The 26323-nt window shown below is 71.0% G+C and carries 20 protein-coding genes; 5 read left to right on the top strand and 15 right to left on the bottom strand.

All coding sequences use genetic code 11. The features are described 5' to 3' along the window. Positions 1-3: 3 nt before the first annotated feature. The 8 genes from ACO0E1_RS17170 to aroA form a co-directional block, all read right to left on the bottom strand. Positions 4-543, bottom strand: coding sequence for an NUDIX hydrolase (locus ACO0E1_RS17170; RefSeq protein ID WP_422875277.1), 540 nt, complete (start codon positions 541-543; stop codon positions 4-6). A 20-nt stretch (positions 544-563) separates the two neighbouring features. Continuing rightward, positions 564-1280 (bottom strand): M50 family metallopeptidase, encoded by a 717-nt coding sequence (locus tag ACO0E1_RS17165; protein WP_422875276.1) that lies wholly within the window; start codon positions 1278-1280, stop codon positions 564-566. Positions 1281-1414: 134 nt separating this feature from the next. Beyond that, positions 1415-3196: a glutamine--fructose-6-phosphate transaminase (isomerizing) gene (glmS, locus tag ACO0E1_RS17160; RefSeq protein ID WP_422875275.1), complete on the bottom strand. Its 1782-nt coding sequence runs from the start codon at positions 3194-3196 to the stop codon at positions 1415-1417. 401 nt (positions 3197-3597) lie between these two features. Then, positions 3598-6309 (bottom strand): helix-turn-helix transcriptional regulator, encoded by a 2712-nt coding sequence (locus ACO0E1_RS17155; protein WP_422875274.1) that lies wholly within the window; start codon positions 6307-6309, stop codon positions 3598-3600. Between the two features lie 590 nt (positions 6310-6899). After that, positions 6900-7682, bottom strand: a complete 783-nt coding sequence (locus ACO0E1_RS17150) for an inositol monophosphatase family protein (protein ID WP_422875273.1) — start codon at positions 7680-7682, stop codon at positions 6900-6902. A gap of 20 nt (positions 7683-7702) precedes the next feature. Then, positions 7703-8866 carry an ABC-2 transporter permease gene (locus tag ACO0E1_RS17145; protein WP_422875272.1) on the bottom strand — a complete coding sequence of 388 codons (1164 nt, stop codon included), beginning with the start codon at positions 8864-8866 and terminating at the stop codon, positions 7703-7705. Positions 8867-8994: 128 nt separating this feature from the next. Then, positions 8995-10053, bottom strand: a complete 1059-nt coding sequence (gene rsgA / locus ACO0E1_RS17140) for a ribosome small subunit-dependent GTPase A (RefSeq protein WP_422875271.1) — start codon at positions 10051-10053, stop codon at positions 8995-8997. A 4-nt stretch (positions 10054-10057) separates the two neighbouring features. Then, positions 10058-11452 (bottom strand): 3-phosphoshikimate 1-carboxyvinyltransferase, encoded by a 1395-nt coding sequence (aroA, locus tag ACO0E1_RS17135; protein ID WP_422875270.1) that lies wholly within the window; start codon positions 11450-11452, stop codon positions 10058-10060. A 36-nt stretch (positions 11453-11488) separates the two neighbouring features. On the opposite strand from aroA, the gene ACO0E1_RS17130 reads away from it, so the two are divergent. Further along, on the top strand, positions 11489-12319 hold the full coding sequence (locus tag ACO0E1_RS17130) for a sigma-70 family RNA polymerase sigma factor (protein WP_422875269.1): 831 nt from the start codon (positions 11489-11491) through the stop codon (positions 12317-12319). Beyond that, entirely contained in the window at positions 12316-12558 is a 243-nt protein-coding gene (locus ACO0E1_RS17125) for a zf-HC2 domain-containing protein (protein ID WP_281264820.1), read from the top strand. Before ACO0E1_RS17130 ends, ACO0E1_RS17125 begins: the two co-directional genes overlap by 4 nt. Before the next feature lie 10 nt (positions 12559-12568). On the opposite strand, the gene ACO0E1_RS17120 is transcribed toward ACO0E1_RS17125, so the two are convergent. Together ACO0E1_RS17120 and ACO0E1_RS17115 are read right to left on the bottom strand one after the other, a co-directional pair. Further along, entirely contained in the window at positions 12569-13990 is a 1422-nt protein-coding gene (locus tag ACO0E1_RS17120) for a LamG-like jellyroll fold domain-containing protein (protein WP_422875268.1), read from the bottom strand. A gap of 61 nt (positions 13991-14051) precedes the next feature. After that, positions 14052-14633, bottom strand: a complete 582-nt coding sequence (locus ACO0E1_RS17115) for a hypothetical protein (protein WP_422875267.1) — start codon at positions 14631-14633, stop codon at positions 14052-14054. A gap of 118 nt (positions 14634-14751) precedes the next feature. On the opposite strand from ACO0E1_RS17115, the gene ACO0E1_RS17110 reads away from it, so the two are divergent. Beyond that, the gene (locus ACO0E1_RS17110; protein ID WP_422875266.1) at positions 14752-15192 is read left to right on the top strand and encodes a GNAT family N-acetyltransferase; all 441 of its coding nucleotides are present in this window, start codon (positions 14752-14754) and stop codon (positions 15190-15192) included. A gap of 104 nt (positions 15193-15296) precedes the next feature. On the opposite strand, the gene ACO0E1_RS17105 is transcribed toward ACO0E1_RS17110, so the two are convergent. Further along, positions 15297-19034: a multifunctional oxoglutarate decarboxylase/oxoglutarate dehydrogenase thiamine pyrophosphate-binding subunit/dihydrolipoyllysine-residue succinyltransferase subunit gene (locus ACO0E1_RS17105; RefSeq protein ID WP_422875265.1), complete on the bottom strand. Its 3738-nt coding sequence runs from the start codon at positions 19032-19034 to the stop codon at positions 15297-15299. A gap of 144 nt (positions 19035-19178) precedes the next feature. Between ACO0E1_RS17105 and guaB1 the strand changes: the two genes are divergently transcribed. Next, positions 19179-20618 (top strand): GMP reductase, encoded by a 1440-nt coding sequence (gene guaB1, locus ACO0E1_RS17100; protein WP_422875264.1) that lies wholly within the window; start codon positions 19179-19181, stop codon positions 20616-20618. Between the two features lie 140 nt (positions 20619-20758). Here guaB1 and ACO0E1_RS17095 read toward each other — a convergent pair whose 3' ends face one another. From ACO0E1_RS17095 to ACO0E1_RS17080, 4 genes are all read right to left on the bottom strand, one after another. Next, a complete protein-coding gene (locus ACO0E1_RS17095; RefSeq protein WP_281264814.1) occupies positions 20759-21799 on the bottom strand; it encodes a hemolysin family protein in 1041 nt (346 codons plus the stop codon). Continuing rightward, positions 21796-23166 carry a hemolysin family protein gene (locus tag ACO0E1_RS17090; protein WP_422875263.1) on the bottom strand — a complete coding sequence of 457 codons (1371 nt, stop codon included), beginning with the start codon at positions 23164-23166 and terminating at the stop codon, positions 21796-21798. Before ACO0E1_RS17090 ends, ACO0E1_RS17095 begins: the two co-directional genes overlap by 4 nt. Positions 23167-23326: 160 nt before the next feature. After that, positions 23327-24409, bottom strand: a complete 1083-nt coding sequence (locus tag ACO0E1_RS17085) for an NADH:flavin oxidoreductase/NADH oxidase (protein WP_422875262.1) — start codon at positions 24407-24409, stop codon at positions 23327-23329. Further along, positions 24406-25038 (bottom strand): HAD family hydrolase, encoded by a 633-nt coding sequence (locus ACO0E1_RS17080; RefSeq protein ID WP_422875261.1) that lies wholly within the window; start codon positions 25036-25038, stop codon positions 24406-24408. The genes ACO0E1_RS17085 and ACO0E1_RS17080 overlap by 4 nt, the downstream gene beginning before the upstream one ends. Before the next feature lie 24 nt (positions 25039-25062). On the opposite strand from ACO0E1_RS17080, the gene ACO0E1_RS17075 reads away from it, so the two are divergent. Beyond that, complete coding sequence (locus tag ACO0E1_RS17075) at positions 25063-25908, top strand: ADP-dependent NAD(P)H-hydrate dehydratase (protein WP_422875260.1); 846 nt, start codon at positions 25063-25065, stop codon at positions 25906-25908. Positions 25909-26323 lie beyond the last annotated feature (415 nt).

The raw sequence follows: 26323 nt of genomic DNA, 5'->3' as shown, positions 1-26323 counted from the left end.
GCGTCAGGAGTGTTCGCGCCGGGCGGTCGCAAGGACGGCGTCGAGGCGTCGGGCGAAACCGTCGGGAAGTGACCCGGGAAGTGCGTCGACGGGGAACCACCGGACGTCGTCGCTCTCGTCGCTGACCGTCGTGTCGGTGTCGCGGGGGACGATCGCGACGAAGCCGACGTCCCAGTGCGCGGCGCACGAGAACCCGCCGTGCAGGTCGTGCCGGTCGAGGTCGACGATGCGCGTGGCGGCGAGGTCGAGCGCGGCGATGCCGGACTCCTCTCGGGCTTCGCGGCGGGCGGCGTCTGCGAGCGAGGTGTCGCCCGGTTCGAGGTGCCCGCCGAACTGCACCCAGAACCGGCCTTTCCGGTGGAGGCAGAGCAGCACGTGCGCCAGGTCGGGCGAGAACACGAAGCAGGACGCCGTGAGGTGCTCGGGTCCGCCCGCTCGCCACAGCGCTGCGTCTCCGTGCTCATCGACGAACGCGAGGTACCGGTCACGGAGGGCGCTCGCGGACGCTTCGGCGAGTGCGCTGGCGACGTCGGTGGCGTGCATGGAGTCCATCGTGGCAGGCGCTAGACGAGCGCGCGGACGCCGGTGACGATCGTGTCCCAGACCTCGAGCAAGGGGCCCCGCGCGAGCCAGACCGCCGCGCCGTTGACGACCACGAACAGCACGAACCACACCGCGGCCGGCAGGCGCATCTCGGCCGCGGCGATGTGGAAGTCGGTCTGCACGCGGGCGCCGGTGAGGAGCCAGCGTGCGACCTGCACGACCGAGCGCAGGCCGTCCACCACGAACAGTGCACCGACCGCCGCGACGACCAGCACGGTCAGTTCGGACGGGCGGAGCGCGACCCACAGCGCCAGGACGTCGAAGCCGATCACCACGAGCAACCCGAACCAGTTCCGGACGAACACGAGCGCGACGAGCCCGATCACGCCGAGCACCACGACCGGGAGCCACCGCGACCCGTGCAGCACCCCGGTCAGCAGCAGTGCGCCGGCCCAGAGCGGCGCGCTGTACCCGGCGTAGAGGTTGAGGATCCGCACCAGCCAGCGCACGGCACCGGGGACACCCCCGAGCTGGACCCAGGCCTCACCCGACCCGTCCGGGCGGAGGTCGATCCGGCGGATCCGGCCACCGAACGGGACGACCACGACGCAGTGGCCGACCTCGTGGGCGATCGTGGCGGCGATCCGCGCGACCCGTCCGACCACGGGGGCGAACGGGAGCACGGCACCGACGAGGATCGCCACGAAGACGAGGGACGCGGAGGAAGCGGTGGACATCAGCCGCCACTGTGGCAGAGCAGCCTAGGAGGGCACCGAGGGCAGCAGCACGATCACGACGACCGTGGCGAGCACGGCGATCGCGGTGAGGACGACGAGGAACACCGTGAGGCGATTCATGGGCTTCGGCACGCCTACTCGACCGTCACCGACTTCGCGAGGTTCCGCGGCTTGTCGACGTCGCAGCCGAGTTGCAGCGCGAGTTCGCGGGCGAACATCTGGAGCGGCACGACGGCCTCGAGCGGCCCCCACGGTCCGGTCGGTCCGAGTGCCGGGACGTCGGAGCCCGGCCCGCCGATCGTGATCACGAACCCGCCTCGGGCTCGGACCTCGGCGATCGCGGCCTGCAGTCGGTGCTCACCGTGGTCGACGACCACGACGGGCGTGCCCTCGTCAACGAGTGCCAGCGGGCCGTGCTTGAGCTCGCCGGCCGGGTACGACTCGGCCCACCGGTAGCTGAGCTCCTTGAGCTTCAGGGCGCCCTCCGCCGCGTACGGCAGCCCGACACCCCGCCCGAGGAACAGGAACCCGGTGGCGTCCTTGACGCTCGAGACCAGCAGCGGGATCCGATCGGCGGCGACCTGCCCGGCTCGCTCGATGCGCGCCGGGAGCTCGCGGAGGCCCGCGACGTGTGCTGCCGCCTGCGCCGGGTCGATGCGCCCGGACGCCACGAGCGCGGAGATCATCGCCGCGACCCCGACCACCACCTGGGCGGTGAACGTCTTCGTCGCGGCGACCCCGATCTCGGGGCCGGCGTGGCAGTCCAGGACGGCGCCGGCCCGACGGGCGAGCGACGAGTGCACGTTGTTCGTGAGCGCGAGGACGGGGAAGCGGTCCGCGAAGCGGTCGAGCGCCCGGAGGACGTCAGCGGTCTCGCCGGACTGGCTGATCGCGACGACGAGCGTCCCGGGGCCGAGCACGGCCTGGTCCGCCTCGCTCGCGACGACGATGTCGGTGGGCACGCCGCCGATGCCGCGGAGCGCGGTCGCGATGACCTGTCCGGCGTTCAGGGAGGTGCCGCAGGCGACGATCGCGAGGCGGTGGAACCCGGGGAGCCCGAGTCCGACCCACATGCTGCCGTCGGCCGCGCGTCCGGCGATGCGGTCGACGATGGCGGCCACGACCGCCGGCTGCTCCTCGATCTCCTTCGCCATGTGGTCCGGGTGGTCGCCGAGGTCGAGCGCCGCGGCCGCGAACGGCGACGGCGTCGGGAAGGGCACCGGCACCGAGATCCCGGCGGATGACCAGTTCCACGACTCGCCGAGCTCGACGACGTCGCCGTCGCGGAGTGCCACGAAGGTCTCGCACCACTCGGCGATCGCGCCGACGTCGCTCGCGACGAAGTCGCCACGAGATGCTCGGGCGACGACGAGCGGCGATCGCTCGGCCGCGACGACCATGCGGTTCGTCCGGGAGTCGAGCACGACGATCGCCCACGAGCCCTCGAGCTGCGCCGTCGCGATCTGGACGGCGAGCATCAGGTCGGCGTCCACGGCGAGCGCGCGTTCGACGAGGTGCGTGATGACCTCGGAGTCGACGTCCGACGCGAAGACGTGTCCCTGCGCTTCGAGCATCGTGCGGAGGCGGTCCGCGTTCTCCACGATGCCGTTGTGCACGACGCTGATCCGGCCGGTGCAGTCCGTGTGCGGGTGGGCGTTCTGCTCGGAGACGCCACCGTGCGTCGCCCAGCGGGTGTGCCCGATGCCGGTGCCGGTCAGGGCGTCACCCGATCGGGCCGCGACGAGCGTTCGGAGGTCACCCACCCGGGACACCGACCGGATGGTCTCGGTGCCACCGGTTGCCGTGCGGACGGCGATGCCCGCGGAGTCGTACCCGCGGTACTCGAGCCGTTCCAGGCCGTCGAGGAGGTATGGGGTCGCGTCGTCGGTGACGCGGGCCGCGATGATGCCGCACATCGGATGTCCCTTCGGGTGGGAGGACGGTGGGGGAGCGGTGCAGGAGCGGGGTCGGCACCGACCGCCGCGTTCGGGTCTGCCACGCGATCGGGGCCGCCGGCCAGGACCGCCGCCCGTCCTCGGATCAGGCGAGGACGGACGACGGCGTACCTGGGCCGACGGTTCGGGTACCGATCGGGGTACCGTGGGCTGGCCTCCCGGGGGAGGCGCGGCGGTCGGTGCATGGACAGCATCACCGGCGGCGGTACCGGTGGACAACGCTCCGCGACGCTTGTTGCGGTTCTTCGCGCGGACCGTGCGAATCCGCGCGGTGGCGTGCGGTGTCACGCAACCCGCAGACGGACAGGAGGCCCGGTGCCAGCTGGCACCGGGCCTCCTGTGTGCGGATGCGGTGGTTCAGATCACGTGAGGAGCGCGACCAGGTGGGACCGGGACCGCGCCCCGACCTTGCGGTAGATCTGCGTCAGCCGCAGCTCGACCGTCCGCTGCGACATGTACAGCGACGAGGCGATCTCGCGGTTGCGGTACCCCTCCGTCACCTTCTGCACCACGGCACGCTCCTCGGCGGTCAGCGACGTGAGCACCGCTTGCGCGTCCGGCGCGCTCCGCGGCGTGCCGGGTGTCACCGGCGTCGACGCGGAGAGGAGTGCGCCGGAACGCACCCCGCCGGAGAACGGACCGGATCCGATCGCGTTGCCGCCGAGCGACGGCATGGCGACCGTCGACGCCGGCGTCGCGAGCGGTCGGCGGAGGCCCGCCGCCTCGTACGCCGCTGCGGCTGCTGCTCCGAGTCGTGCCCGGTCACCGGGTGCGCCGATCGCGGCGAGCGCCGCCAACGTCCTCGCCCGCTCGAACTGCGAGTCGGCCGGTTGGAAGATCTCCAGCGCCCGACGCCGCGAGGTGTCGCGGGTGGTGTCGTCCGCGATGAGCGCGAGGCTCCTCGCGAGGACCAGCGCACCCCACCTGGACGGTCGGGCGTGGTGGTCGGCGGCGAGACGCGCCGTGATGGTGCGCGCGTCGTCCGTTCGTCCGAGCCGCACGTACACCTCGACCAGGTCGCCGAGGTGCCGGAGCACCGCTGGGTTCCTGAGGCTGCGACCGATGGCGTCGGCCGCCTCGAGGGAGGACGCGGCCTCCTCGAGGCGCCCGTCGAGCAGCAGCACGCGGCCGCGGAGGGCGTACAGCTTCGCCGTCGCGCCCCAGAGCCGGTTGGTGGAACGCTGCCGCAGGCAGTGGTCGACGACGTCGAGCGCGTCGGCGGAGCGGCCCTCCGCGAAGTGCCGCCAGGCGACGGCGATCGCCCTGGACGGTTCGCGGAGGCGTTCGATGACGGCCGAGCCGGCCTCCCACACGTCGATCGCGCGGAGCGCCTGCCGGAAGTTGCCGGAGCGCACCTCGTTCTCGGCGGACAGATACCGCGCCGCCTCGAGCCACACCGGTGCGGTGGCGGTCGTCCTGGCGAGGACCAGGGCGAACACCCGCCGGGCGCTGCGGTAGCGCTCGGCGAGGCTCAGGGCGTGTGCCAGGAGGAGCAACGCCGGGTCGGACATGACGAGCAGTCGGTGCGCGGCGAGTCCCTCGTGCAGTTCGGCGTCCGGCGGCAGCGTGCCGTCGACCGCCGCCACGAGCTCGCGTGCCGCGCCGAGGATCTCCGCGGTGTGCGCGGAGGCACGGTCCTCGAAGGGCTCGGCCCGGTGCAGGAGGTCGCGTGCCTGGTCGATCTCCCACGCCTCGGCGCGGAAGCAGGCGACCATGGCGAGCAGCCCGGAGAGCGCGTCCGCGTCGCTGTCGTCGGCCGTGTCGACGGGCACCGAGAGCTCGTCGGCGTGCACGGCGTCCCCGCTGAGGTACTGCACCGAGTACTGCAGACGGAGCCGCCTGACCTCGTCGCGGAGTTCCCGGAACGGCCGGATCGCCGCCAGGTACCGTGCCGCGAAGCCGAGGAGCCGGTGCGCGAGCAGCGCTTCGGCCACGCCCAGCAAGGCGAGGTGTTCGATCTCGGACGCGGTACCGATGTGCAGGGCGCGCTCGGTGAGGGCGACCGCCGCGTGGGCGTCGCCGTCCACCGCGTACGACCGTGCGGCGGCGAGCAGTGCGACGGCATCTGGGACGTCGTCGACGAAGCTCGCGTGCCAAGCGGCCGAACGGTCGTCGTGCGCCGCTGCGCTCGTCGCCAGTGCGGTGTGCGCCTCGCGGCGGTCCCGTGCGGGCATGCTCCAGTACAGCGCGGAACGGACGAGCGGGTCACGGACGGCGATCGACGGTCCGCGGACGGTGGCGAGACCGGCGCCCACGAGGTCGTCGATCGCGTCCCGGTCCCAGGCGGCGACGCGCGCCGTCGGGACGAGGGCCAGTCGTGCGAGGACGTCCAGATCGCGTCCCGCAGCGGCTTCGAGGACGAGCGCCGCCGCAGCGGAGGTCGTCGGGGTCGGCCGCAACGGCAGCACGAGCGGCTCGGTGCCGACGAGCTGTTCACGTCGGAGCGCACCGATCTGCTCACGGAGCGCACCAGGGTTGCCGCCGGTCTCGTCGGCGAGGACGGCGAGGACACCGTCGTTCGCCTCCTCCGGCGCCATGTCGCGGGCGAGCACGAGCGCCTCGTCCGGCTGCAGCGGCTGGAGCCGGAGCATCGGGAGGGCCGCGAGCGGACCGTTCGACGGCACACGACGGACCGTTGCCACCAGGCGCATGGCGGTGCCGGCGAGTCGCCCGGCCAGGAACGCGATGAGCTCCTGGCTCTCGGCGTCCATCCGGTCGAGGTCGTCGATGAGCACGAGCGTCGGTGGGAGCGTCAGCGCGTGCACGGCGTCGAGGAAGTCGTGCGCTGCGGCGAGGCCCTCGTCGACGTTGCGGACCAGCCGCGCGATGTGCGCCGAGGCCCTCGGGTCGTCGAGTGCGGTGAAGAGGGATGTCACTCCGGACATGGGCCAACGGGCTTCAGAGCCGTTGACGCCGAGCCGGACGACGGGGATGGAGACGCGGTTCGAGACCGCGTCGAGGACGCTGGTGCGTCCGGAGCCAGGGTCGCCGACCACGACCATCGCGGACTCCCGAGGGAGTACAGCGAGGGCCGCGATCCGGTCGACCTCAGAACGTCGACCGGTGAGTTCCATGGGGACTCACCGGCCTCCGGGTCCGGAGGCGAGCGTGGAGACGGGACGGAGTGCGCCCGGGCGTGCTGCGCCCTGGGTCACTGCGGAGATCCGGGCGATCGTGCGGCGGGTGACCGCACGGGTGCTCGGACGCGAGGCGGCAATCAGATGCGCGCCGGACTGATCGTGGTTGGAATGCGGTCGAGTGAGGGTGCACTCGATCCTGCTCGGGAACGATGATGTCATCGTCTGTATCACCCCTCGGGTTAGGGTCTTCGACGAACACGACCGGTCCGGATCTGCTTCGGGACTAGGGATCCCGAGACGCCACCTGACCTGTCGTCTGGGGCAAAGATAACCCAGCAGATGCGCTGGTTGGCCGGTCCGCGCAATCGAATGTGAACGATGATCACCCCAGTACGGGGGGTCCTGCCCCGAGTCCGGGGGACGTGCTCCGTACTCTGTGGTACGCGATCGGGGTACGACCTGCATCGGTTCCGCCTGACGAGTCCCGGACTGCCGGGAGCGACTCGTCGCCGAGCTGGTCGTCTCGGGGTACGGGTGCCCGTCACGTGTCCGGGAGCCCCCCCGAACGGGGGCGATCCGATCGCTTACCGGCGGATGACCTCGACCACTTCGTCGTGGACGAAGCCGTTCGTCGCGAGGGCGCTGCCGTGCCAGGGACCGGGATCGCCGTCGAGCGAGGTGAAGCGGCCGCCGGCCTCTTCGACGATCGGGACCAGCGCGGCGATGTCCCACGGCTTCAGGTCGGGCTCGCCGGCGACGTCGAGGACACCCTCGGCCACCATCATGTACGACCACATGTCGCCGTACGCACGGGTGCGCCACACCTTCCGGGACAGGTCGATCAGCGGCTGCAGGCGGTCGTCGTCGTCCCACTGCTGGATGCTGTTGTAGCTGAGGCTCGCGTCGCCGAGTTCCGCGACTCCTGACACGTGCAACTCGCCGTCGAGCGAGTGCGCGCCGAGCCCCTGCGCGCCCCACCACCGCTTGCCGAGCGCAGGGGCACTGACGACGCCGAGGACCGGGCGACCGTCCACCGCGAGCGAGATGAGCGTCGCCCAGACCGGGACGCCGCGGAGGTAGTTCGCGGTGCCGTCGATCGGGTCGACGACCCACTGCCGGTGGCCTTCGCTCGTGGCCTCGGCGCCGGAGTCCGCTGTGGTCTCCTCACCGAGGAACGAGTCGTCCGGGCGCTCGGCCGCGATCCGCTCCCGCAGGGCCCGCTCGACCGCCTGGTCGGCGTCGGTGACGTGGGTGCTGTCGGCCTTCTTCGTCACGTGGAGGTCGGCCGCTCGGAACCGTTCGAGGCTGATCGCGTCGGCGGTGTCGGCGAGGGAACGGGCGAAGTCCAGGTCGGCGCTGAGGTCCACGGGATCGAGCGTAGCGGGGGTCAGGCCGCGACGACCTCTTCCTCCTCGAGGCGGGACACCTCGCGCTCGCGGGCGATGCGGGTGCGGCGGGCGACGAGACCGTGCACGACGACGCAGAGGAGTACGGCGCCGACCAGCCACAGCGTCAGCACGAGGGAACTCCGGCCGAGCGAGGCGCCGGGGAAGTACTGCAGGTCCTGGGCCGCCTGGAGCCACGCGGCGCCGGACCAGAACGAGTTGAGCGCTGCGAAGAACCCGGGCTGGAACGCCGGCTGGAAGATCCCGCCGGAGGATGTGAAGTTCAGCATCACGAAGAGCATCGTGAGCACCGGGGTGGTCCAGCGTCCGAGGATCGGGTGCAGGCCGATCCCGAGCCCGATGATGATCGCGTCGTACATCCACGCGAACAGGAAGATCTGCCACTGGTGCGTGGTGATGACCCCGTAGATCGGCCCGGCGATGACGATCCCGATGCCCGCGACGACGCCGGCGGTGGCGAGCCCGATCACCGCGGTCCACACCGTGCGGAGCCTCGTGGCGAACGCCGCGACCGCGATCGCCGACGCGTAGCCGCCGACGCTCAGGGCGACGAGCAGGAAGAAGAGGCCCTGGCCGGTGCTGTCCTGGTCCCCCGAGGGGACGACGTCGACGACGTGGAACGGCAGGTGCTGCTCGTACGCGATCGGCATGAAGATCTTCTGCGCCGCGGTGGCTGTGGTCTCGCTCGCCGCCGTGGAGACGTAGAGCGATGCGTCGGTCGCCGTCGGGGCGAAGACCGCTGCGAGCTCGCGGTCCCGGACCTGCTGCTTCGCCGAGGCGTCGCTGGCGACGACGTGTGCCACGAGGGCGCCGTCGGACTGGTCCGTCACGGACTGCGCGAACACCTGCGCGGTCGCTCCCTGGCCGACGATGCCGACGGGGAGGTCCTTCGGTGCGGGGGCGTGGAAGGCGCCGAGGTACGCCAGGCCCATGCCGGCCGCGAGGAACAGCGGCACGAGGATGTGCGTCGCGAAGGTCAGGAGCGTCTTGCCGAGGCCGGCGGGGCGGAGGACGTTGGGCGCACGGTGTGGGGGCCGGGGAGCGGCGTGGCCCCGGTGTGCGGACGCGGCGTCGTCGGCGCGGTCGGATGAGGCGGGAGCGTCGACGCGGGTCGGCGCAAAGTTGTACTTTGCAACTTCAGACACGAGTGGCAACTGTACAACTTCGTTGCCCGCTTGTCGACCGGGAGCGGATCGGACTGCGCTGAGATCGCACTTCGTGTCGGATCGCCTGAGCCCGTTCCGACACGAACTGCGATCTCACCGGAACAGCGCTACTCCGTGCCGGGGTCCGCGGCGCCCATGCCGGTCAGGAGCGCGCGGAAGGAGTTCAACCGCTCGATGCCCGTCGGCCCGAGCTCGCCGGCGTTCACCCGGTCGACGATCTCCCAGTCGTGCGCCTGGTCGAGCGGGATGCCGGTGTCCTCCAGCCCGGACTCGGACGGGGCGACGGGGATCGCGTGCGAGGCGAACGCCCGGAACACGTTCGCGGGGTCGACGTGCCCGAGCCCGAACGACCGGACGCCAGGCGTGTCGATGATCCACCCGCCGTCCTCGACCCGGAGCGCGATGGACGACGACGACGTGTGGCGCCCACGCCCGGTCACGGCGTTCACGACACCGGTTGCCCGCGTGGACCCGGTCAGGGCGTTCACGAGCGTGGACTTCCCGACGCCCGAGTGCCCGACGGTCACGGTCACCTCGCCGTCGAGGAGTTCGTGCAGGGCCTCGAGCGGGAAGTCGTCCTGGCGGCTCGTGACGATCCGGATGTCCAGGCACACGAAGTGCGCGAGGAACGGAGCCGGATCGGCGAGGTCGGTCTTCGTGATGCAGAGGATCGGGTCGAGTCCGGCGTCGAACGCGGCGACGAGGTACCGGTCGATGAGCCGGGTCCGGGGCTCGGGGTCGGCGGCCGCGACGACGATGAGCATCTGCGTCGCGTTCGCCACGACCACGCGCTCGACCTCGTCGCTGTCGTCCGCACTCCGCCGGAGCAGTGTCGTGCGCTCGGCGACCCGGACGATCCTGGCGAGCGAACCCTCGGCGCCGGAGACGTCACCGGTCAGGAACACCGTGTCGCCGGTGACGACGGACTTCTTGCCGAGCTCGCGCGCCTTCGTGGCGGTGATGAGCTCCCCGTCGACGAGCACGCCGAACCGACCGCGGTCGACGTTCGTCACCCAGCCCTGCGGCGCGTCGTCGTACGTCGGGCGGGTCTTCGTGCGGGGTCGGTTGCCCTTCGGGTTCGGGCGGACCCGGACGCTCGACTCGTCGTACTGGCCGTACGGCTCGTCCTCGTCCGCGTCACCGTCGACGTCGTCCCACCAGCTCATCGCGTCACGCCCCCAGAGAAGTCGACGAACCCGGAGAAGAAGCCGTCGCCACGAGCGCCGCCCACAGCGCCGGGAACTGCGGCAGCGTCTTCGCGGTCGACCCGATGTCGTCCACCGCGACGCCCTCCGTCACGAGGCCGATCACCGCGCCGGCCGTCGCCATCCGGTGGTCCTCGTACGCGGCCCACGCCGCGCCGTGGAGCCGGGCCGGCTCGATCCGCAGGCCGTCGTCGAGTTCGTGCACCGAGCCTCCCGTCCGGTTCACGTCGGCGGCGAGCGCGGCGAGCCGGTCGGTCTCGTGTCCGCGCAGATGGCCGATGCCGGTGATCGTCGTGGGACCGTCCGCGAGCGCAGCGAGCGCGACGAGCGCAGGGGCGAGCTCGCCACCGCGGGTCAGGTCGAGTTCCAGACCCGGGAGGGAGGCTCCGCCCAGCACCCCGACGCCGCCGTCGAACACCAGGTCGTCACCGTCCCGGGCCACGGTCGCGCCCCACAGGGGCAGGAGCGTCTCGAGATCGGCGCCGACCTGCGTCGTCTCCGTCGGCCACGTCCGGATCCGGACGGTCCCGCCCGCGACGAGTGCCGCGACCGCGAAGGGTGCCGCATTCGAGAGGTCGGGCTCGATGGTGACGTCGCGCGCGGCGATCGGTCCGGGGTGCACGATCCACTCGCCGACCGCGGGCTCGTCCACCCGGACGCCGCGTGCTCGGAGCGCCTCGACGGTCATCTCGATGTGGGGGAGGCTCGGGAGTCGCTCGCCCTCGTGCTTCAGGTGCAGCCCCTCGTCGAACCGGGGCGCGGAGAGGAGGAGTCCCGACACGAACTGGGACGAGGCACTCGCGTCGATGGTGAGCGTGCCGCCCCGGACCGATCCGGTGCCGGTGAACGTGAAGGGCATCGCGCCGTCGCCGTCGTCGGCGACGTCCACACCGAGGTCGACGAGCGCGCTGATGATCGCGTGCATCGGGCGCTTGCGTGCGTAGGGGTCGCCGTCGATCGTGACCTGCCCGGTGGCGAGAGCGGCGAGCGGGGGCAGGAAGCGCATCACGGTGCCGGCGAGCCCGCAGTCGACGCGGACGCCGCCGGTCATCGGCGCCGGCGTGATCCGGAGGTCGGGGCCGTACGGGTTCGGTGCGCCGTCGGGTTCGACCTCCTCGATGCCGACGCCGAGCTGCCGGAGCCCCGCCACCATCAGGGCGGAGTCGCGCGAGTGCAGGGGGAGGTGGATGGTGGACGGGCCGTCGGCGAGAGCGGCGAGGACCAGCTCGCGGTTCGTCAACGACTTCGAACCGGGCAGTGCGACGTCGCCGTGGAGCGGACCGGCTGCCACGGGGGCGATCCAGGGCGCGGCCTCGCGCCCGCTGCCTGCGGCGGCGTGGGAATGCGTCGTCTCTGCCATCGGTTCACAAGACTACTGAAACGATCGGGAGGACCCTTGGCGACAGCACTCGCACCCGCGCGGCAGCACCTGCCCACCGCGGTCACCGCGCTCGCTCTAGACTGGCCCGCGATGACGACCGACGAGCCACAGGCAGCACCGCACGACCTGGTCGAGGAGACCGAGGCGCAGCTCGACGCTGTGCAGGCAGAAGAGGACGTCGTCGACGCGACCACCGCCTCGGACGCCGAGCTCCGCACCCTGTTCGAGGACCAGGCGCTGCCCTTCATGGACCAGCTCTACGGTGCCGCGATGCGCATGACGCGCAATCCCGCCGACGCGTCCGACCTGGTGCAGGAGACCTTCGTCAAGGCGTTCGCCGCGTTTCGGCAGTTCAAGCAGGGCACGAACCTCAAGGCCTGGCTGTACCGGATCCTCACGAACACGTTCATCAACACCTACCGCAAGAACCAGCGGAACCCGTACCAGGGCACGATCGACGAGCTCGAGGACTGGCAGCTCGGCGGCGCGGAGAGCGTCACCCAGTCCATTTCCGCACGTTCCGCCGAGGCGGACGCGATCGACCACCTGCCGTCCTCCGCCGTGAAGGACGCGCTGCAGGCCATCCCGGAGGACTTCCGGATGGCCGTCTACTTCGCCGATGTCGAGGGGTTCTCCTACCAGGAGATCGCCGACATCATGAAGACCCCCGTGGGGACGGTCATGAGCCGTCTCCACCGTGGTCGCCGGCTCCTCCGTGGGCTCCTGGCGGACCACGCACGTGAGACCGGCATCGTCCCGGACGCAGCGTCGACGGCGACGATGCGCGGGCGGGGCCGGAAGGTTGCTGCGACCACCGGTCGCGACGGACGGAAGGAAGCGCGATGAGCGGCTGCGACTGCTCGAAGGCCAAGGCGGAGCTCGAGGAGTTCCTGCACGACGAGCTCTGCCGCGAGGACGCGGCGGACATCCGCGAGCACATGGACGGCTGCGAGGACTGCACCACCGAGCACCGCGTCAACGTCGTGCTTATGGAGACGGTCCGTCGTGCCTGCAAGGAGTCCGCACCGGAGCAGCTCCGGAGCGAGATCCTCGCGCGCATCCGGGTGGAGCAGGCGACACACTGACCTACACCGGTCACCGGCCGGCGGCGAACCGCTGGGCGATGGCCGCGTCGTCGAGCACCGTCGAGTGGACCCGGGCGGAGTCGATGTCGCCCGTGAAGGCGTACGAACCCGTCTCGGGCCAGCCTGAGAGCGTGCCACGAGCCGCGCGCCAGTAGCCGTCGTACTGTCGGAGTGTGACCGCGTCCGCGCGTGAGCCCTGGCGGACACCGTCGACCCAGAGGGTCATCGAGCGCGACCGGAACGTGCCGACGGCGTGGTGCCACTGGCCGTCGACGACGGTGGTACTGGACGCGACGGTGAACGCGAACCCGTTCGAGCCCTGCACGCCGAAGCGCACGGTGCCGTTCTTGTCGACGTAGAGGTGTCGGTCGCGGTAGGTCGAGGCGGCCGCCCGGTCCGACGTGAACCCGAAGATGCGTCCACCGTCGGCGCGCTCGGTACGGAACCACGCCTCGATCGTGAACTCCTGCGGTGCTGGTTCCGCGTTGTCGGCGATGGCCCATGCCTCGGCGTCGCCTCCGACACCGAAGCGCGCGAAGGGGTTGTCGGCGCAGCTGCCGTCGATCCTCGCCCCACCGGCGCCGACGAGCGACCCTCCCCGACCGTGACCACTCGAGTCGCTGACGGTGCGACCCTCCTTCTCGGAGAAGTCCCACGCCAGGTCCGCTGTCGACGTCGGGCCGTGGAAGCAGGAGAACGACGGGCTGCGGAGCGACGACGCGGTCGTCGTGGACCCGCTGAACGCAGCGTCCGCGGTCACGGTCAGCGCGATCGTCGCGAGTGTGACGGCCGCCACCAAGGGAAGCGTCCACGTGTCGGACGGAGCTGGACGGGTCGTGCCCGGTGCGATCGCGGCGGTGGCAAGGTCCCAGCGCGGCGTGCCGCAACGCGGGCACGGCGACCCTGTCCGGGCGGGACGGTCGGCGCCGCTTGCCGCGACGAGCACGGCGATCGCGGCGACCGCGATCAGGAGGCTCGACCACGCCCCCTCGCGGATCCACACGGTGGGCAGGCCGACCCCGGGGAACCGCAGCACGCCGATCCCGCGCACGGCATCCGAGTGCACCGTCGACCGGTCCGCCGCCGCGTTCGCGTCACCGCGGAGACGGAGCGCACCGTCCGACTCGATCCGCTCCAGTCGGTGCAGTCGGAGCCGGTCGTCGTGGTCCGGGTCCTCCACGAGGAGGACCCGACCCTGGGTGATCTGGTCGTCGCGTGCTGGCATCGCTGCGACCACGTCGCCGGTGCGGACGCCGGGCGCCATGGAGTCGGAGACCACGGTCGTCACGGCCCACCCGAACGCTCCGGGGAGCGCTGCCCACCCCGCGAGGAGCAGGATGGTCCAGAGCGCCGTCCGAGCCGTGGTGGCGACGAGCAGTCGTGACAGATCGCCCACGCACCATCCGGTGCGCGGTCGGATGGGTGATGTCATCGGCTGCTCCTCCCTCGTGGTTCGCTGTTCTCGCGGCTCGTTGGCTGGTTCCCGGCCAGGACTAGGCGGTCTGGGCCTCCCACACGAACGTGGTGCCGGCTTCGGAGTTCTGCGTCGTGTTCGGCGCATCGTCCGCGAGGTCGTACGAGAACCGGTAGGTCGTCGCCGACTCGCCGACCGATGGTGCCCAGTCGCCGACGCCGGTACCGAAGGAGGTCTTGGTGAGCAGGTCACCGAGGCTGCCGTCGTGCACCGTCGACTCGGCGGTGAACGTGGCGCAGTCGCCAGCGGTCGCGAGCGAACCGCGTTCGATGGTCATACCGACGTACTGCGCGAGAGCATCGTCGTCGGCCTGGTCAGCGGTGTAGAGCTGCACGGTCGTCGGGTTCGTCGTGGTGGCGGTGACGGTGATGCAATTCATCCCGGTCGACCCGGGGACCAGGTCGCCGGCGTCGAAGAGCGCTTCGCCCTGGAGGTCGTCGGTGAGGGAGACGCCGCCCGTGCGCCAGGCGTTGCCCGCGTTGTCGGTGGTGTCGGAGAACGCAGCGTACGACGCGGTCGCGATGACGGCTGCGCTCGCGACCACCGCGAGGGGGAGCGTGATCCAGGCGGCGGTGCGGCTGTGGCGTGCAGAGATGTGCATTGTCGATCCTGTCCTGAGGCAATCACCCCGGTGGTGATATGCCAACAGGATATATCAATATCGACCGATATGCCAGGTGTGACGAAACGCGATGGACCTGGCAGGTAGGGTCGCGTGCATGACCCTCTCCGTCGAGTCGATGACCACCTGGTCCGACGCGGACGTCGCTGACGTCACCGCCCTCGTCCGTCTGCTCGGTCACACCGTCGACGAACCCGCGATGCGATCGCGGCTCGCACGGCTCACCCCGGAAGCCGGCCACCGCACGTGGCTGGTGCGTGACGACGACGGCCGAGCCGTCGCCGTCGCCGGTGCGCAGGTCACGTGGGCGTACGCCTCGGACGAGCCGACGGCGCAGCTGCTCCTGCTGGTGGTCGACCCGTCAGCCAGGAGGCTCGGCACCGGTTCGGCGCTCATCAGCACCTTCGAGACGTGGGCGCGTGAGCAGGGCGCACGGCGGCTCTCCGCCGTCAGTGCTGCCGCCACCGACAGCGCCCACCGGTTCTACCAGAAGCGCGGGTACCACGAGGCCGGGGTGCGGTACACACGGATCGTGTAGGCGGGCCGGGGGCAGGGCGCGCGTGCCGGACGCGGCTTGGAACCCCGAAACGGACACAGCACCGCGGGATCCCGCGGTGCTGTGCCCGTTTCGGGGTTCGGTGGCTAGCCGAGCGCCTTCGTGATGACCTCGGTCGCCTCTTGCGCGGAGCGCTTCGAAGAGCCCGTCGCCGGTGCGGCGCTCGCGGCACGGGCCGCGACCGAGAGCGGACGGCCGTCGAGGTGCGGCGAGAGGTTCATGCACACGAACGGCCAGGCGCCCTGGTTCTCGGGCTCTTCCTGTGCCCAGACGACGTCGGCGTTCGGGTAGCTCGCGAGCACCGCGAGGATCCGTTCGAGGGGGAGCGGGGCGAGCTGCTCGAGCCGCACCAGGGCGACGTCGGTGATCCCGCGCTTCTCGGCCTCCGCGCGAAGGTCGTGGTGGACCTTGCCGGAGTGCAGCACGACACGGCGCACGGCACCCTTGTCGGTGATCGTGGCGTCGTCGATGACCTCGTCGAAGGTGCCGTTCGTGAACGCCTCGACTGGGCTCGTCGCCTGTCGGAGCCGGAGCATCGCCTTCGGGCTGAACACGACGAGCGGCTTCTGCGGGCGCTCCCACGCCTGGCGACGCAGCAGGTGGAAGTACGACGCCGGGGTCGACGGCCGTGCGACCACCATGTTGTCCTCGGCGCACAGCTGCAGGTAGCGCTCGATGCGGGCGGACGAGTGGTCGGGTCCCTGGCCCTCGTAGCCGTGCGGCAGCAGGAGGACGAGGCCGGAGCGCTGTCCCCACTTCTGCTCGGCGGAGGAGATGAACTCGTCGATGATCGTCTGCGCGCCGTTGGCGAAGTCGCCGAACTGCGCCTCCCAGAGCACGAGCGCCTCCGGGCGTTCCACCGAGTAGCCGTACTCGAACCCCATCGCCGCGTACTCACTGAGCAGGGAGTCGTAGATGTAGAAGCGCGCCTGGTCCTCGGTGAGGTTCGACAGCGGCAGCCACTCCTGGCCGTTCACCCGGTCGTGGAACACCGCCTGGCGCTGCACGAACGTGCCACGACGGGCGTCCTGCCCGGCGAGCCGGACCGGCTTGCCCTCGGTCAGGAGCGACCCAATCGCCATGAGCTCCGCCATCGCCCAGTCGACGCCGCCCTTGCGGGTCATGTCGGTGCGCTTCGACAGCAGGGCCTGCAGCTTCGGGTGGATGGAGAACCCGGCGGGCGGGTTGCCGTGTGCGTCGCCGATGAGCTCGACGAGTTCCTTCGAGATCGCGGTCTCGTGGACGTCGTTCTCGGAGTCGTCGCGCTGCGCGGTCGGCCGCTCGAGTCCCTGCACGGCGCCGTCGTCGTCGACGGTGATCACCGGGATGGTGCCGGTCTGTGCTTCGTGCGTCTCCGCGAACGCGCGCTCCAGGCGGTCCTGGAAGTCGCGGTGGGCCTCGTCGTACTCCTCTTGCGTGATGTCGCCGCGGCCGACGAGGGCCTCGGTGAAGAGGGTGCGGACGGAGCGCTTCGCCTCGATGAGGTTGTACATGAGCGGCTGCGTCATCGAGGGGTCGTCGCCCTCGTTGTGCCCGCGCCGACGGTAGCAGACCAGGTCGATCACGACGTCGCGGTGGAACTCCTCGCGGTACGCGAACGCCAGGTCGGCGACGCGTGCGACGGCCTCGGGGTCGTCGCCGTTGACGTGGAAGATCGGCGCCTGGATCGTCTTCGCGACGTCGGTGGAGTACACCGAGCTGCGTGCCGACTCCGGCGGGGTGGTGAACCCGACCTGGTTGTTGATGACCAGGTGGACCGTGCCGCCGGTGCGGTACCCGCGGAGCTGGGACATCTGGAGCGTCTCGACGACGACACCCTGTCCGGCCATCGCGGCGTCGCCGTGCACGAGCACGGGGAGCACGCCGAACTCGCCGGCGGGCTTCCGGTCCTGCTTGGCACGGACGATGCCCTCGAGGACACCGTCGACCGCCTCGAGGTGGGACGGGTTGGCCGCGATCGTGATCGGGATCGACGTGCCGTCCGATGCCTTGAACACGCCTTCGGTGCCGACGTGGTACTTCACGTCGCCGGAGCCCTGGCCCTGCACGGCACCGGGGAGCGTGGTGCCCTCGAACTCGCGGAAGATCTGGCCGTAGGTCTTGCCGGCGATGTTGGTCAGCACGTTGAGTCGACCGCGGTGGGCCATGCCGATCGCGACCTCGTCGAGTCCGGCTGCCGCGGCGCCCTGGATCAGGGTGTCGAGGAACGCGATCGTGGACTCGCCGCCCTCGAGCGAGAAGCGCTTCTGGCCGACGTACTTCGTCTGCAGGAAGGTCTCGAACGCCTCGGCCTCGTTGAGCTTGCCGAGGACGCGCAGCTGCTCGTCCTTCGACGGCTTCGAGTACGGCACCTCGATGCGGGACTGCACCCAGCGGCGCTGTTCCGGGTCCTGGATGTGCATGTACTCGATGCCCACGGTGCGGCAGTACGCGTCCCGGAGGACCCCGAGGATGTCCCGGAGCGGAGCACTCGTGGTGCCGGCGAGCCCACCGGTGACGAACTCGCGGTCCAGGTCCCAGAACGTCAGTCCGTGGCTCTCGATCTCGAGGTCCGGGTGTGTGCGCTGTCGGTACTCGAGCGGGTCGACGTCGGCCATCAGGTGTCCGCGGACCCGGAAGCTGTTGATGAGCTCCTGCACGCGGGCCGTCTTGCCGACGCGGTGCGCGAGGTCGACGTTGATGTCGTTCGCCCACTGGATCGGCTTGTACGGGATGCGGAGCGCCGAGAAGATGCCCTCGTAGAAGTCGTGCTGGCCGATCAGCCGCTCGTGCACCTTCTTGAGGTACTCGCCGGACCCGGCGCCCTGGATGACGCGGTGGTCGTACGTGCTGGTGAGCGTGATGGTCTTGCCGACGCCGAGCTCGACGAGCGTCTTCGGCGACGAGCCCTGGAACTGCGCCGGGTACTCGAGCGCACCGGCGCCGATGATCGCGCCCTGGCCCTTCGTCAGGCGGGGGACCGAGTGCACCGTGCCGATGCCACCCGGGTTCGTCAGGGAGATCGTCGTGCCCTGGAAGTCCGTCGGCGTGAGCTTGTTGTCGCGGGCCCGCTTGACGAGGTCCTCGTAGGCGGAGAGGAACTGCCCGAACGTCAGGGTCTCGGCGCGCTTGATGCTCGGGACGAGCAGGGAACGGGTGCCGTCCTTCTTCGGGACGTCGATCGCGATGCCGAGGTTGACGTGCGCGGGCTGCACGACGAACGGCTTGCCGTCGCGCTCCTCGTAGAAGACGTTCTGGCTCGGGAAGTCCTTGAGCGCCTGGACCATCGCCCAGCCGATCAGGTGGGTGAAGGAGATCTTGCCGCCGCGGGCACGGCGCAGGTGGTTGTTGACGACGATGCGGTTGTCGATCATCAGCTTCGCCGGGATCGTGCGGACGCTCGTCGCGGTCGGGACCGTGAGTGATGCGTCCATGTTCGACGCGAGGGTCTTCGCCATGCCACGGAGCGGGGTGGCCACGTCCTCGTGGGTCTCGTCGTGGTCGTCGGCCTCGTCGTTCGCCTCGGCCGGGATCGGCTGGGGCGAGGGCTGCTTCGACGTGGTCTTCGCCTGGATCTGCCCGCCCTTCGCCTCGGCCCCAAGAGCTGCGGGCGCAGGAGCTGCGGGCGCAGGAGCTGCGGGCGCAGGCGATGCGGAAGCGGATCCTGCTGGTGCCGTGCCCGCGCCCTTGCCGGAGGTCTGGTGGTAGCTCTCGAGGACCGGCCACCACGACTTGTCGACCGACTCCTTGTCGGCGAGGAACTGTTCGTACAGCTCGTCCACCAACCACTCGTTCGCGCCGAATTCGCCCGCGGTCTCGTCAGTTCCGGTCAGATGGCTCGACACAGCCGATCGCCCACTCTCCGTCGATTGATGCTCGTGTGTGTCGTGCGGGGCAACCCTGCTCCACACAGGGGTCAAGCGTAGCCGTTTCCACATGTCCGTTCCGTGTCAGACCGAGGCATGTCGCCGAGCCGTACAGTGGGCGGCATGAGGTTCTACGAGACTCGGCCGACGCACGATCTGACCTACTCCGACGTCTTCCTGGTCCCGAGCCGTTCCGCGGTGACCAGCCGCTTCGACGTGGACCTCTCCGCGAACGACGGCAGCGGCGCCACGATCCCGATCGTCAGCGCGAACATGAACTCGGTCACGGGCCCGCGACTCGCGGCGACCCTGGCGCGTCGGGGTGGCCTCGGGGTGCTGCCGCAGGACATGCACCTGCAGGACCTCGACGCCGCGATCCGCTGGGTGAAGGAACAGCCGGTGGACTTCGACACCGCGATCGAGATGGGCGCCGACACCACCGTCGCCGAGACCCTCGAACAGCTCCTGCCGGTCGCCGGTCGCGGTGTGGTGGTGCGTGACGGCGAGGGGGAGTACCTCGGGTGCGTGCCGGCCACCCGTCTCGGCACCGCCGGCCCCGACGCCACGCTGCGCGACCTGCTCCACGGCGCGTCCACCGGCATCGACGCCGAGGACGCGGGTACGCCGCGCCACGTCTACGACGTCCTCACCGCCGCCGACGCCGACTTCGCACCGGTGACCCGGCACGGCCGCGTCGTCGGTACGACCAGCCCGACGAGCGCGATCCGGTCGAGCATCTACCGTCCGGCGGTCGACGCGTCCGGCCGACTCCGCGTCGCGGCCGCCATCGGCATCAACGGCGACGTCGCCGCCAAGGCCCAGGCCCTCGCCGCGGCCGGAGTGGACGTCCTCGTGCTCGACACCGCGCACGGCCACCAGGACGGCATGCTCCGCGCGCTCCGCACCGTCGCGGCGCTCGACCTCGGCATCCCGCTCGTCGCGGGCAACGTCGTCACCGCCGACGCCGTCCACCACCTCGTCGAAGCCGGAGCGTCGATCATCAAGGTCGGTGTCGGCCCCGGCGCGATGTGCACCACCCGCATGATGACCGCGGTGGGTCGACCGCAGTTCTCCGCCGTGCTCGAGACCGCGGCGGCCGCCCGGTCCCTCGGCGCGCACGTGTGGGCGGACGGTGGCGTGCGGTACCCGCGCGACGTCGCACTCGCACTGGCCGCGGGCGCGAGCGCCGTCATGATCGGCTCGTGGTTCGCGGGCACGCTCGAAGCCCCTGGTGTCCTCCGTCGCGACGCGAAGGGCGCCGCGTACAAGGAGAGCTGGGGGATGGCGTCAGCGAAGGCGGTGCGCGAGCGCTTCGAACGGCTCGACCCGTACGAGCGTGCGCGCAAGGCGCTCTTCGCCGAGGGCATCTCGTCGTCGACGATCTACCTCGACCCGGAGCGGCCGAGCGTGGAAGACCTGCTCGACATGATCACGACCGGTGTCCGCAGCTCCGCCACGTACGCCGGTGCGACGAGCCTGGCCGAGTTCTCCGACCGCGCGCTCGTCGGCATCCAGTCCGCCGCCGGGTACGAAGAGGGCAAGCCGCTTCCCGTCAGCTGGTAGCGGCCACGGACGGACGGGAGGCACGGTGCCAGCTGGCACCGTGCCTCCCGTCCGTCCGTGCGCCCGTCTCTGCCACGAAAGCGACAGTTCGGTGCGGAATGCCCGCCTGAACCTGTCGCTTTCGCGGGCGGAACGCGCGGCTAGCGGCGTCTCGTCGCGTCCTCGACGGTGCCCACGAGCTCCTCGAGGATGTCCTCGAGGAAGAGCACGCCCGTCGTCCGGCCGTCCGCGTCGAACGCGCGCGCCACGTGACGTCCGGCTGCGCGCATCGTCGCGAGTGCGTCCTCGAGGTCCATCTCGGTCCAGAGCGAGATGAGCTGCCGGATGCGCTTCGGCGGCACCGGGTCGTCGAACTCGTCCGGACGCAGGTCGATGACGTCCTTGACGTGCACGTAGCCGGTCGGCTCGCCCGTCTCACCGATCAGCACGTAGCGGGAGAAGCCCCGCTGCGCGACCGCACGCTCGACGTCGCCGGGGGTGGCGTCCTCGGGCAGGGTGACGAGCTCGGACATCGGCACCGCGATGTCCCTGACCTTCTTCTCGGTGAACTCGAACGCCATCTTGAGCGTGCCGCCGTCGTCGGACAGGGTGCCCTCGCGACGGGACTGCTCCACGATCGTCTGCACTTCCTCGACGGTGTAGGCGCTGACGGCCTCGTCCTTCGGCTCGACCTTGAACAGCCTGAGCACGGCGTTCGCGACCTCGTTGAGGCCGACGACGACCCAGTGCAGGCCGTGCCCGATGTACCAGAGCGTCGGCACGAGGAGCAGCGCGGCACGGTCGGGCATCGAGAACGAGATGTTCTTCGGGACCATCTCGCCGAACACCACGTGCAGGAACGAGACCAGCAGCAGGGTGAACACGAACGCGACGATGCCGATGACCTCGACGCTCCACCCGGTGAGGTGCAGCGGGACCTCGAGCAGGTGGTGGATCGCCGGCTCGGAGACGTTGAGGATGAGCAGCGAGCACACCGTGATGCCGAGCTGCGTGGTCGCGAGCATGCGGGTGGCGTGCTCCATCGCCCACAGCGTCATCTGTGCGGCGCGGGAGCCCTCTTCGGCGCGGGGCTCGATCTGGGAGCGGCGGGCGGAGATGACGGCGAACTCCGCCGCGACGAAGTAGGCGTTGCCGAGCAGCAGCACGACGAGCCAGAAGATGCCCCACCAGTCGGAACTCATCGGGTGGCCTCCTTCTGCTTGTGCTTCGTGGGCGTGTTCGGGATGGTGACGCCGCCGGGCGGGGTGTCGGTCGGGGTCGGGGTCCAGCGGATCCGGTCGATCCGGCGTCCGTCGAGGCGTTCGACGCGGAACACGCCGTCCTCGAGCGGGACCTCGTCGCCGACGACCGGCAACCGGCCGAGCGTCGCCATGATGAACCCGCCGACGGTCTCGTACGGGCCGTCCTCGGGGACCTTGACCCCGGCGCGGTCCTCGAGCTCGTCCGGGCGGAGGAGCCCGGGGAACGTCAGCCAGTTGCGGGACCGGACCACGTCGATGCGTGCCCGGTCGTGCTCGTCGGAGACCTCGCCGACGATCTCCTCGATGAGGTCCTCGAGCGTGACGACCCCAGCTGTGCCGCCGTACTCGTCGACGACGATCACCATTTGGTAGCCGCGACCCCGGACCTCGGTGAGGAGGGTGTCGCCCGGCATCGTCTCGGGAACACGTTCGGCGTCGGTCATGAGCGCACCGACCGGGACCTCCGCGCGCTTCTCGCGCGGGACGGCGACGGCCTGCTTGACGTGCACGATGCCCACGACGTCGTCCGCGTCCTCCTCGATGACGGGGAAGCGGCTGAAGCCGGTGCGACGTGCGAGCGCGATGACGTCCTCGGCCGACTCGGACACGCGGATCGTCGACAGGCGGGGCCGCGGGGTCATCACGTCGCTGGCGTCGAGCTCGGAGAACGACAGCGTGCGCTGCAGGAGCGTCGCGGTGTCCTGTTCGAGCGAGCCCTCCGACGCGGACCGGCGGAGCAGCGAGGTGAGTTCCTCGGCGCTTCGCGCACCGGAGAGCTCCTCCTGCGGCTCGATGCCCATCGCGCGGAGCACGGCGTTGGCGGTGCCGTTCAACACGGCGACGGCGGGCTTGAACACGGTCGAGAAGGCGATCTGCAGCGGGACCACGAGCTTCGCGGTCTGCAGGGGCAGCGCGAGCGCGAAGTTCTTCGGCACGAGCTCGCCGAGGATCATTGACAGCAGGGTCGCGATGACGAGCGCCACGATCGACCCGACCGTCTCGACGATGCCCTCCGGCAGGTTCATCGCGAGGAATGGGGCCTCGAGGAGCTTGGCGATCGAGGGCTCGAGCAGGTAGCCGGTCAGCAGCGTGGTGAGCGTGATGCCGAGCTGCGCGCTCGACAGGTGTGTCGAGGTGACCTTGAGTGCGCCGATGACGGGCGCCAGGCCGGCCTCGCCGCGGTCACGGCGTGCCTCGACGTCGGCGCGGTCGAGGTTCACGAGCGCGAACTCGGACGCCACGAACACGCCGGTGCCGAGCGTCAGCAGGATGCCGCCGATCAGCATGACGATGTCGACGACGCTCATCGGGTCCACCCCCGCGGGGAAGCGGTGCGGGCACACGACGAGTCAGGGCAGCTCACCGAGTGAGCGCCGGATGAGTGATGGGGCGAAGAGCTATTCGGAGGATCGTCCACAGTGTCTGCAATCGTAGTGCCGCGCCGGGCGGCCTTTCCGAGAATCCGCCCTACTTCGTGACGGTTGCTCGGTGGTACTGCTGCGGCTCGTAGTCGACCTGCACACCGAGCTCGCGGGCTGCCCGCAGCGCGAACGACGGGTCGCGGAGGAACTCGCGCCCGATCATCACGACGTCGGCCTGGCCGGTCGCGACGATCTGCTCCGCCTGGAACGCGTCCGAGATCATCCCGACGGCGATCGTCCCGATGCCGGCGCCCTGCTTGACGGCGGCCGCGAACGGCACCTGGTAGCCGGGGCCGACGGGGATCGGCGCGCTCGCGACGTTGCCGCCGGTCGAGACGTCGGCGAGGTCGGCACCGTGCTCCGCCGCCCAGCTCGCCACCTGGACGACCTCGTCGAGCGTCAGCCCGCCGTCGGTCCAGTCCGTCGCCGAGAACCGCACGACGACGGGGAAGCCGTCCCCGACCTCGGCGCGGACGGCGTCGACGACGTCGAGCAGGGCACGTGCGCGGTTCTCGAGCGACCCGCCGAAGTCGTCGGTGCGGTGGTTGCTCAGCGGCGAGAGGAACTCGTGGAGCAGGTACCCGTGTGCGGCGTGGATCTCGACGAGGTCGAAGCCCGCCTGGATCGCACGACGGGCCGCTGCGGCGAAGCCGAGCGCGACCAGACGGATGTCCTCGGCTCCGAGCTCGCGCGGGACGTCGTAGCCGGGGAACGCGACGGCCGACGGTGCCACGGCGGTCCATCCACCGTCCGAGGCCGGCACGGTGCCCTGCGTCGGCGACCAGCTGCGGTACGTCGAGGCCTTGCGACCGGCGTGCGCGAGCTGCACGCCGGCGGCGGCGCCCTGCGAGTGGATGAAGTCGACGATCGGCCGGAACGCGTCGCGCTGCTCGTCGTTCCAGAGGCCGAGGTCCTGCGGGCTGATCCGGCCCTCCGGCACGACGCCGGTGGCCTCGACGACGACCGCGCCCGCGCCGCCCTTGGCGAACCCGCCGAGGTGCACGAGGTGCCACGGCGTCGGGACACCGTCCTGCTGTTCGACCGAGTACTGGCACATCGGGGAGACCCAGATGCGGTTGCGGACCGTCAGGTCGCGGATGGTGATCGGTTCGAACAGGGCGTGCGTCACGCGGTTGCTCCTTCGGTCTCCGACAGGCGCTCGAGGAAGCTCCGCAGCCCGGCCGGTGAGGTGTAGTGGTGGCCGACCGCCCCGATCGCTTCCGCACCGGTGGCGTTCTCGGCCCTGTTGTCCACGAACACCATCTGCGCCGGGGTGATTCCCAGCCGGTCGCACGTGGTGCGGTAGATGGACGGGTCGGGCTTCAGCACGTGCTCCTCGGCGCTGACCACGACGGTCTCGAACATCGACGCCATCGGTGAGCGGCGGTAGGGGTCACCGAAGTCGAACCCGGCGTTCGACAGCAGGGCGATGCGGGTCCCGGCGTCGTGCAGCTCCTCGACGAGGTCGAGCACGTCGGGGTCGACCTCGAACCAGCCGGTGAAGTCGAGGGCCCAGAAGCGGTGGACCTCGCTGACCGACCAGGTCCGACCGGTGCGTGCAGCGATGGCGCGCCAGTAGTCGAGCACCGAGAGGTCGCCGCGGTCGAGCTCGTGACGGAGCTCCTGGTACACGGGGAAGAGCTCGTCTGCGGACAACCCCGTCGCCGCGAGCAGTGCGTCCCTGGCCGCGTGTGGTGTCCGGCTGATCACCTCGCCGTAGTCGAAGACGACGACACGACCAGGCAGGAACAGGCTCATGCGCTCCACCGTAACGTGGTGGTGGTGAACGACTTCGTGCCCGTCTCCCCGTCCGATGCCGCCTCGTGGATCACGGTCCCGACCGGCGACACGACGAAGTACCGGCGGGGGGTCCTCGGCGTCGCGACCGGGTCCGCCGCCTACCCCGGTGCCGCGGTCATGGGTGTCGACGCCGCCGTGCACACCGGGGTCGGCATGGTCCGGTACGTGGGGCCGTCCCGTGCGACGGACTCCGTGCTCGCCCGCCGCCCCGAGGTCGTGTCCGGCGTCGGGCGCGTCCAAGCGTGGCTCGTCGGGTCCGGCATCTCCGCGGGCTCTCTCGAGGACCTCGACGAGACCACCGCCGACGCGTTCCGGCACGCGTCCGACGACGGCGTGCCGGTCGTCGTCGACGCCGGGGCCATCCCGCTCGTCGACCTCGGCGCGCTCGCCGTGCTGACCCCGCACGCCGGGGAGCTCGCTGCGCTGCTGCAGGTGTCCCGGGACGCCGTCGAAGGTGACCCGCGGGGGTCGGCACTCCGCGCGGCCGAGCGGACCGGCAGCGTCGTGCTCCTCAAGGGGGCCGACACGCACGTCGTCACGCCGGACGGCTCGGTGCGGCTCGTGGCGTCGTCCGCCACGCCGTGGCTCGCCGCCGCGGGCGCCGGAGACGTCCTCGGCGGAGTGCTCGGTGCGCTCGTCGCCGGTCGGGCAGGTCGGGGCGAGGTCGGTCCTGAGGAGCTCGCGCACCTCGCGGCCGCCGCGGCCGTCGTGCACGGCACCGCGGCGCGGCGTGCGTCCGGGGGCGGGCCGTTCACGATGACGGCGCTGGTCGAGGCGCTGCCCGGCGTGGTCCGCGACCTCGCCGTCACCGGGGACGCCACCGTGTGACGCACGCTGTCGGCTGATTTGTGCCGGCTGGCTCGCGCGCACTTGTGCACCGATCGGAGCCCGACTCGGAACGACAGCGCCGCTGTCGTACGACGTCCGCGTTGTCGTCGCACCACGCGCGCAACTGTTGCGGGCGCGACGAGTTCGTGGTGCGGCCACGTGCTCTGGTCGCGGCCACGGCCGGACGGGAGGCTCGGTGCCGGACGTGCGCCGAGCCTCCCGTCCGGTGGGTGGTGCGACCGGGCGACTCCGAACGACAAGCGCGCTGTCGTACGACAGCTTGGGTTCATTCGGTGGTCGCAACACCTTGAGCGATTGGGGTGGTTGTGGTGGGTCGCCAGGCAGCGTATTCGCGGGAGTTTCGTGCTGTGTTCTTCGGGGTGTTGCGACGCTCGGGGACGCTGACGGAGGCTGC

This window comes from Curtobacterium guangdongense, from assembly GCF_049341845.1.
GTDB classification, from domain to species: domain Bacteria; phylum Actinomycetota; class Actinomycetes; order Actinomycetales; family Microbacteriaceae; genus Curtobacterium; species Curtobacterium guangdongense.
Note: the sequence above shows the minus strand (reverse complement) of the source record. Positions and strands in the feature narration are given on the sequence as shown.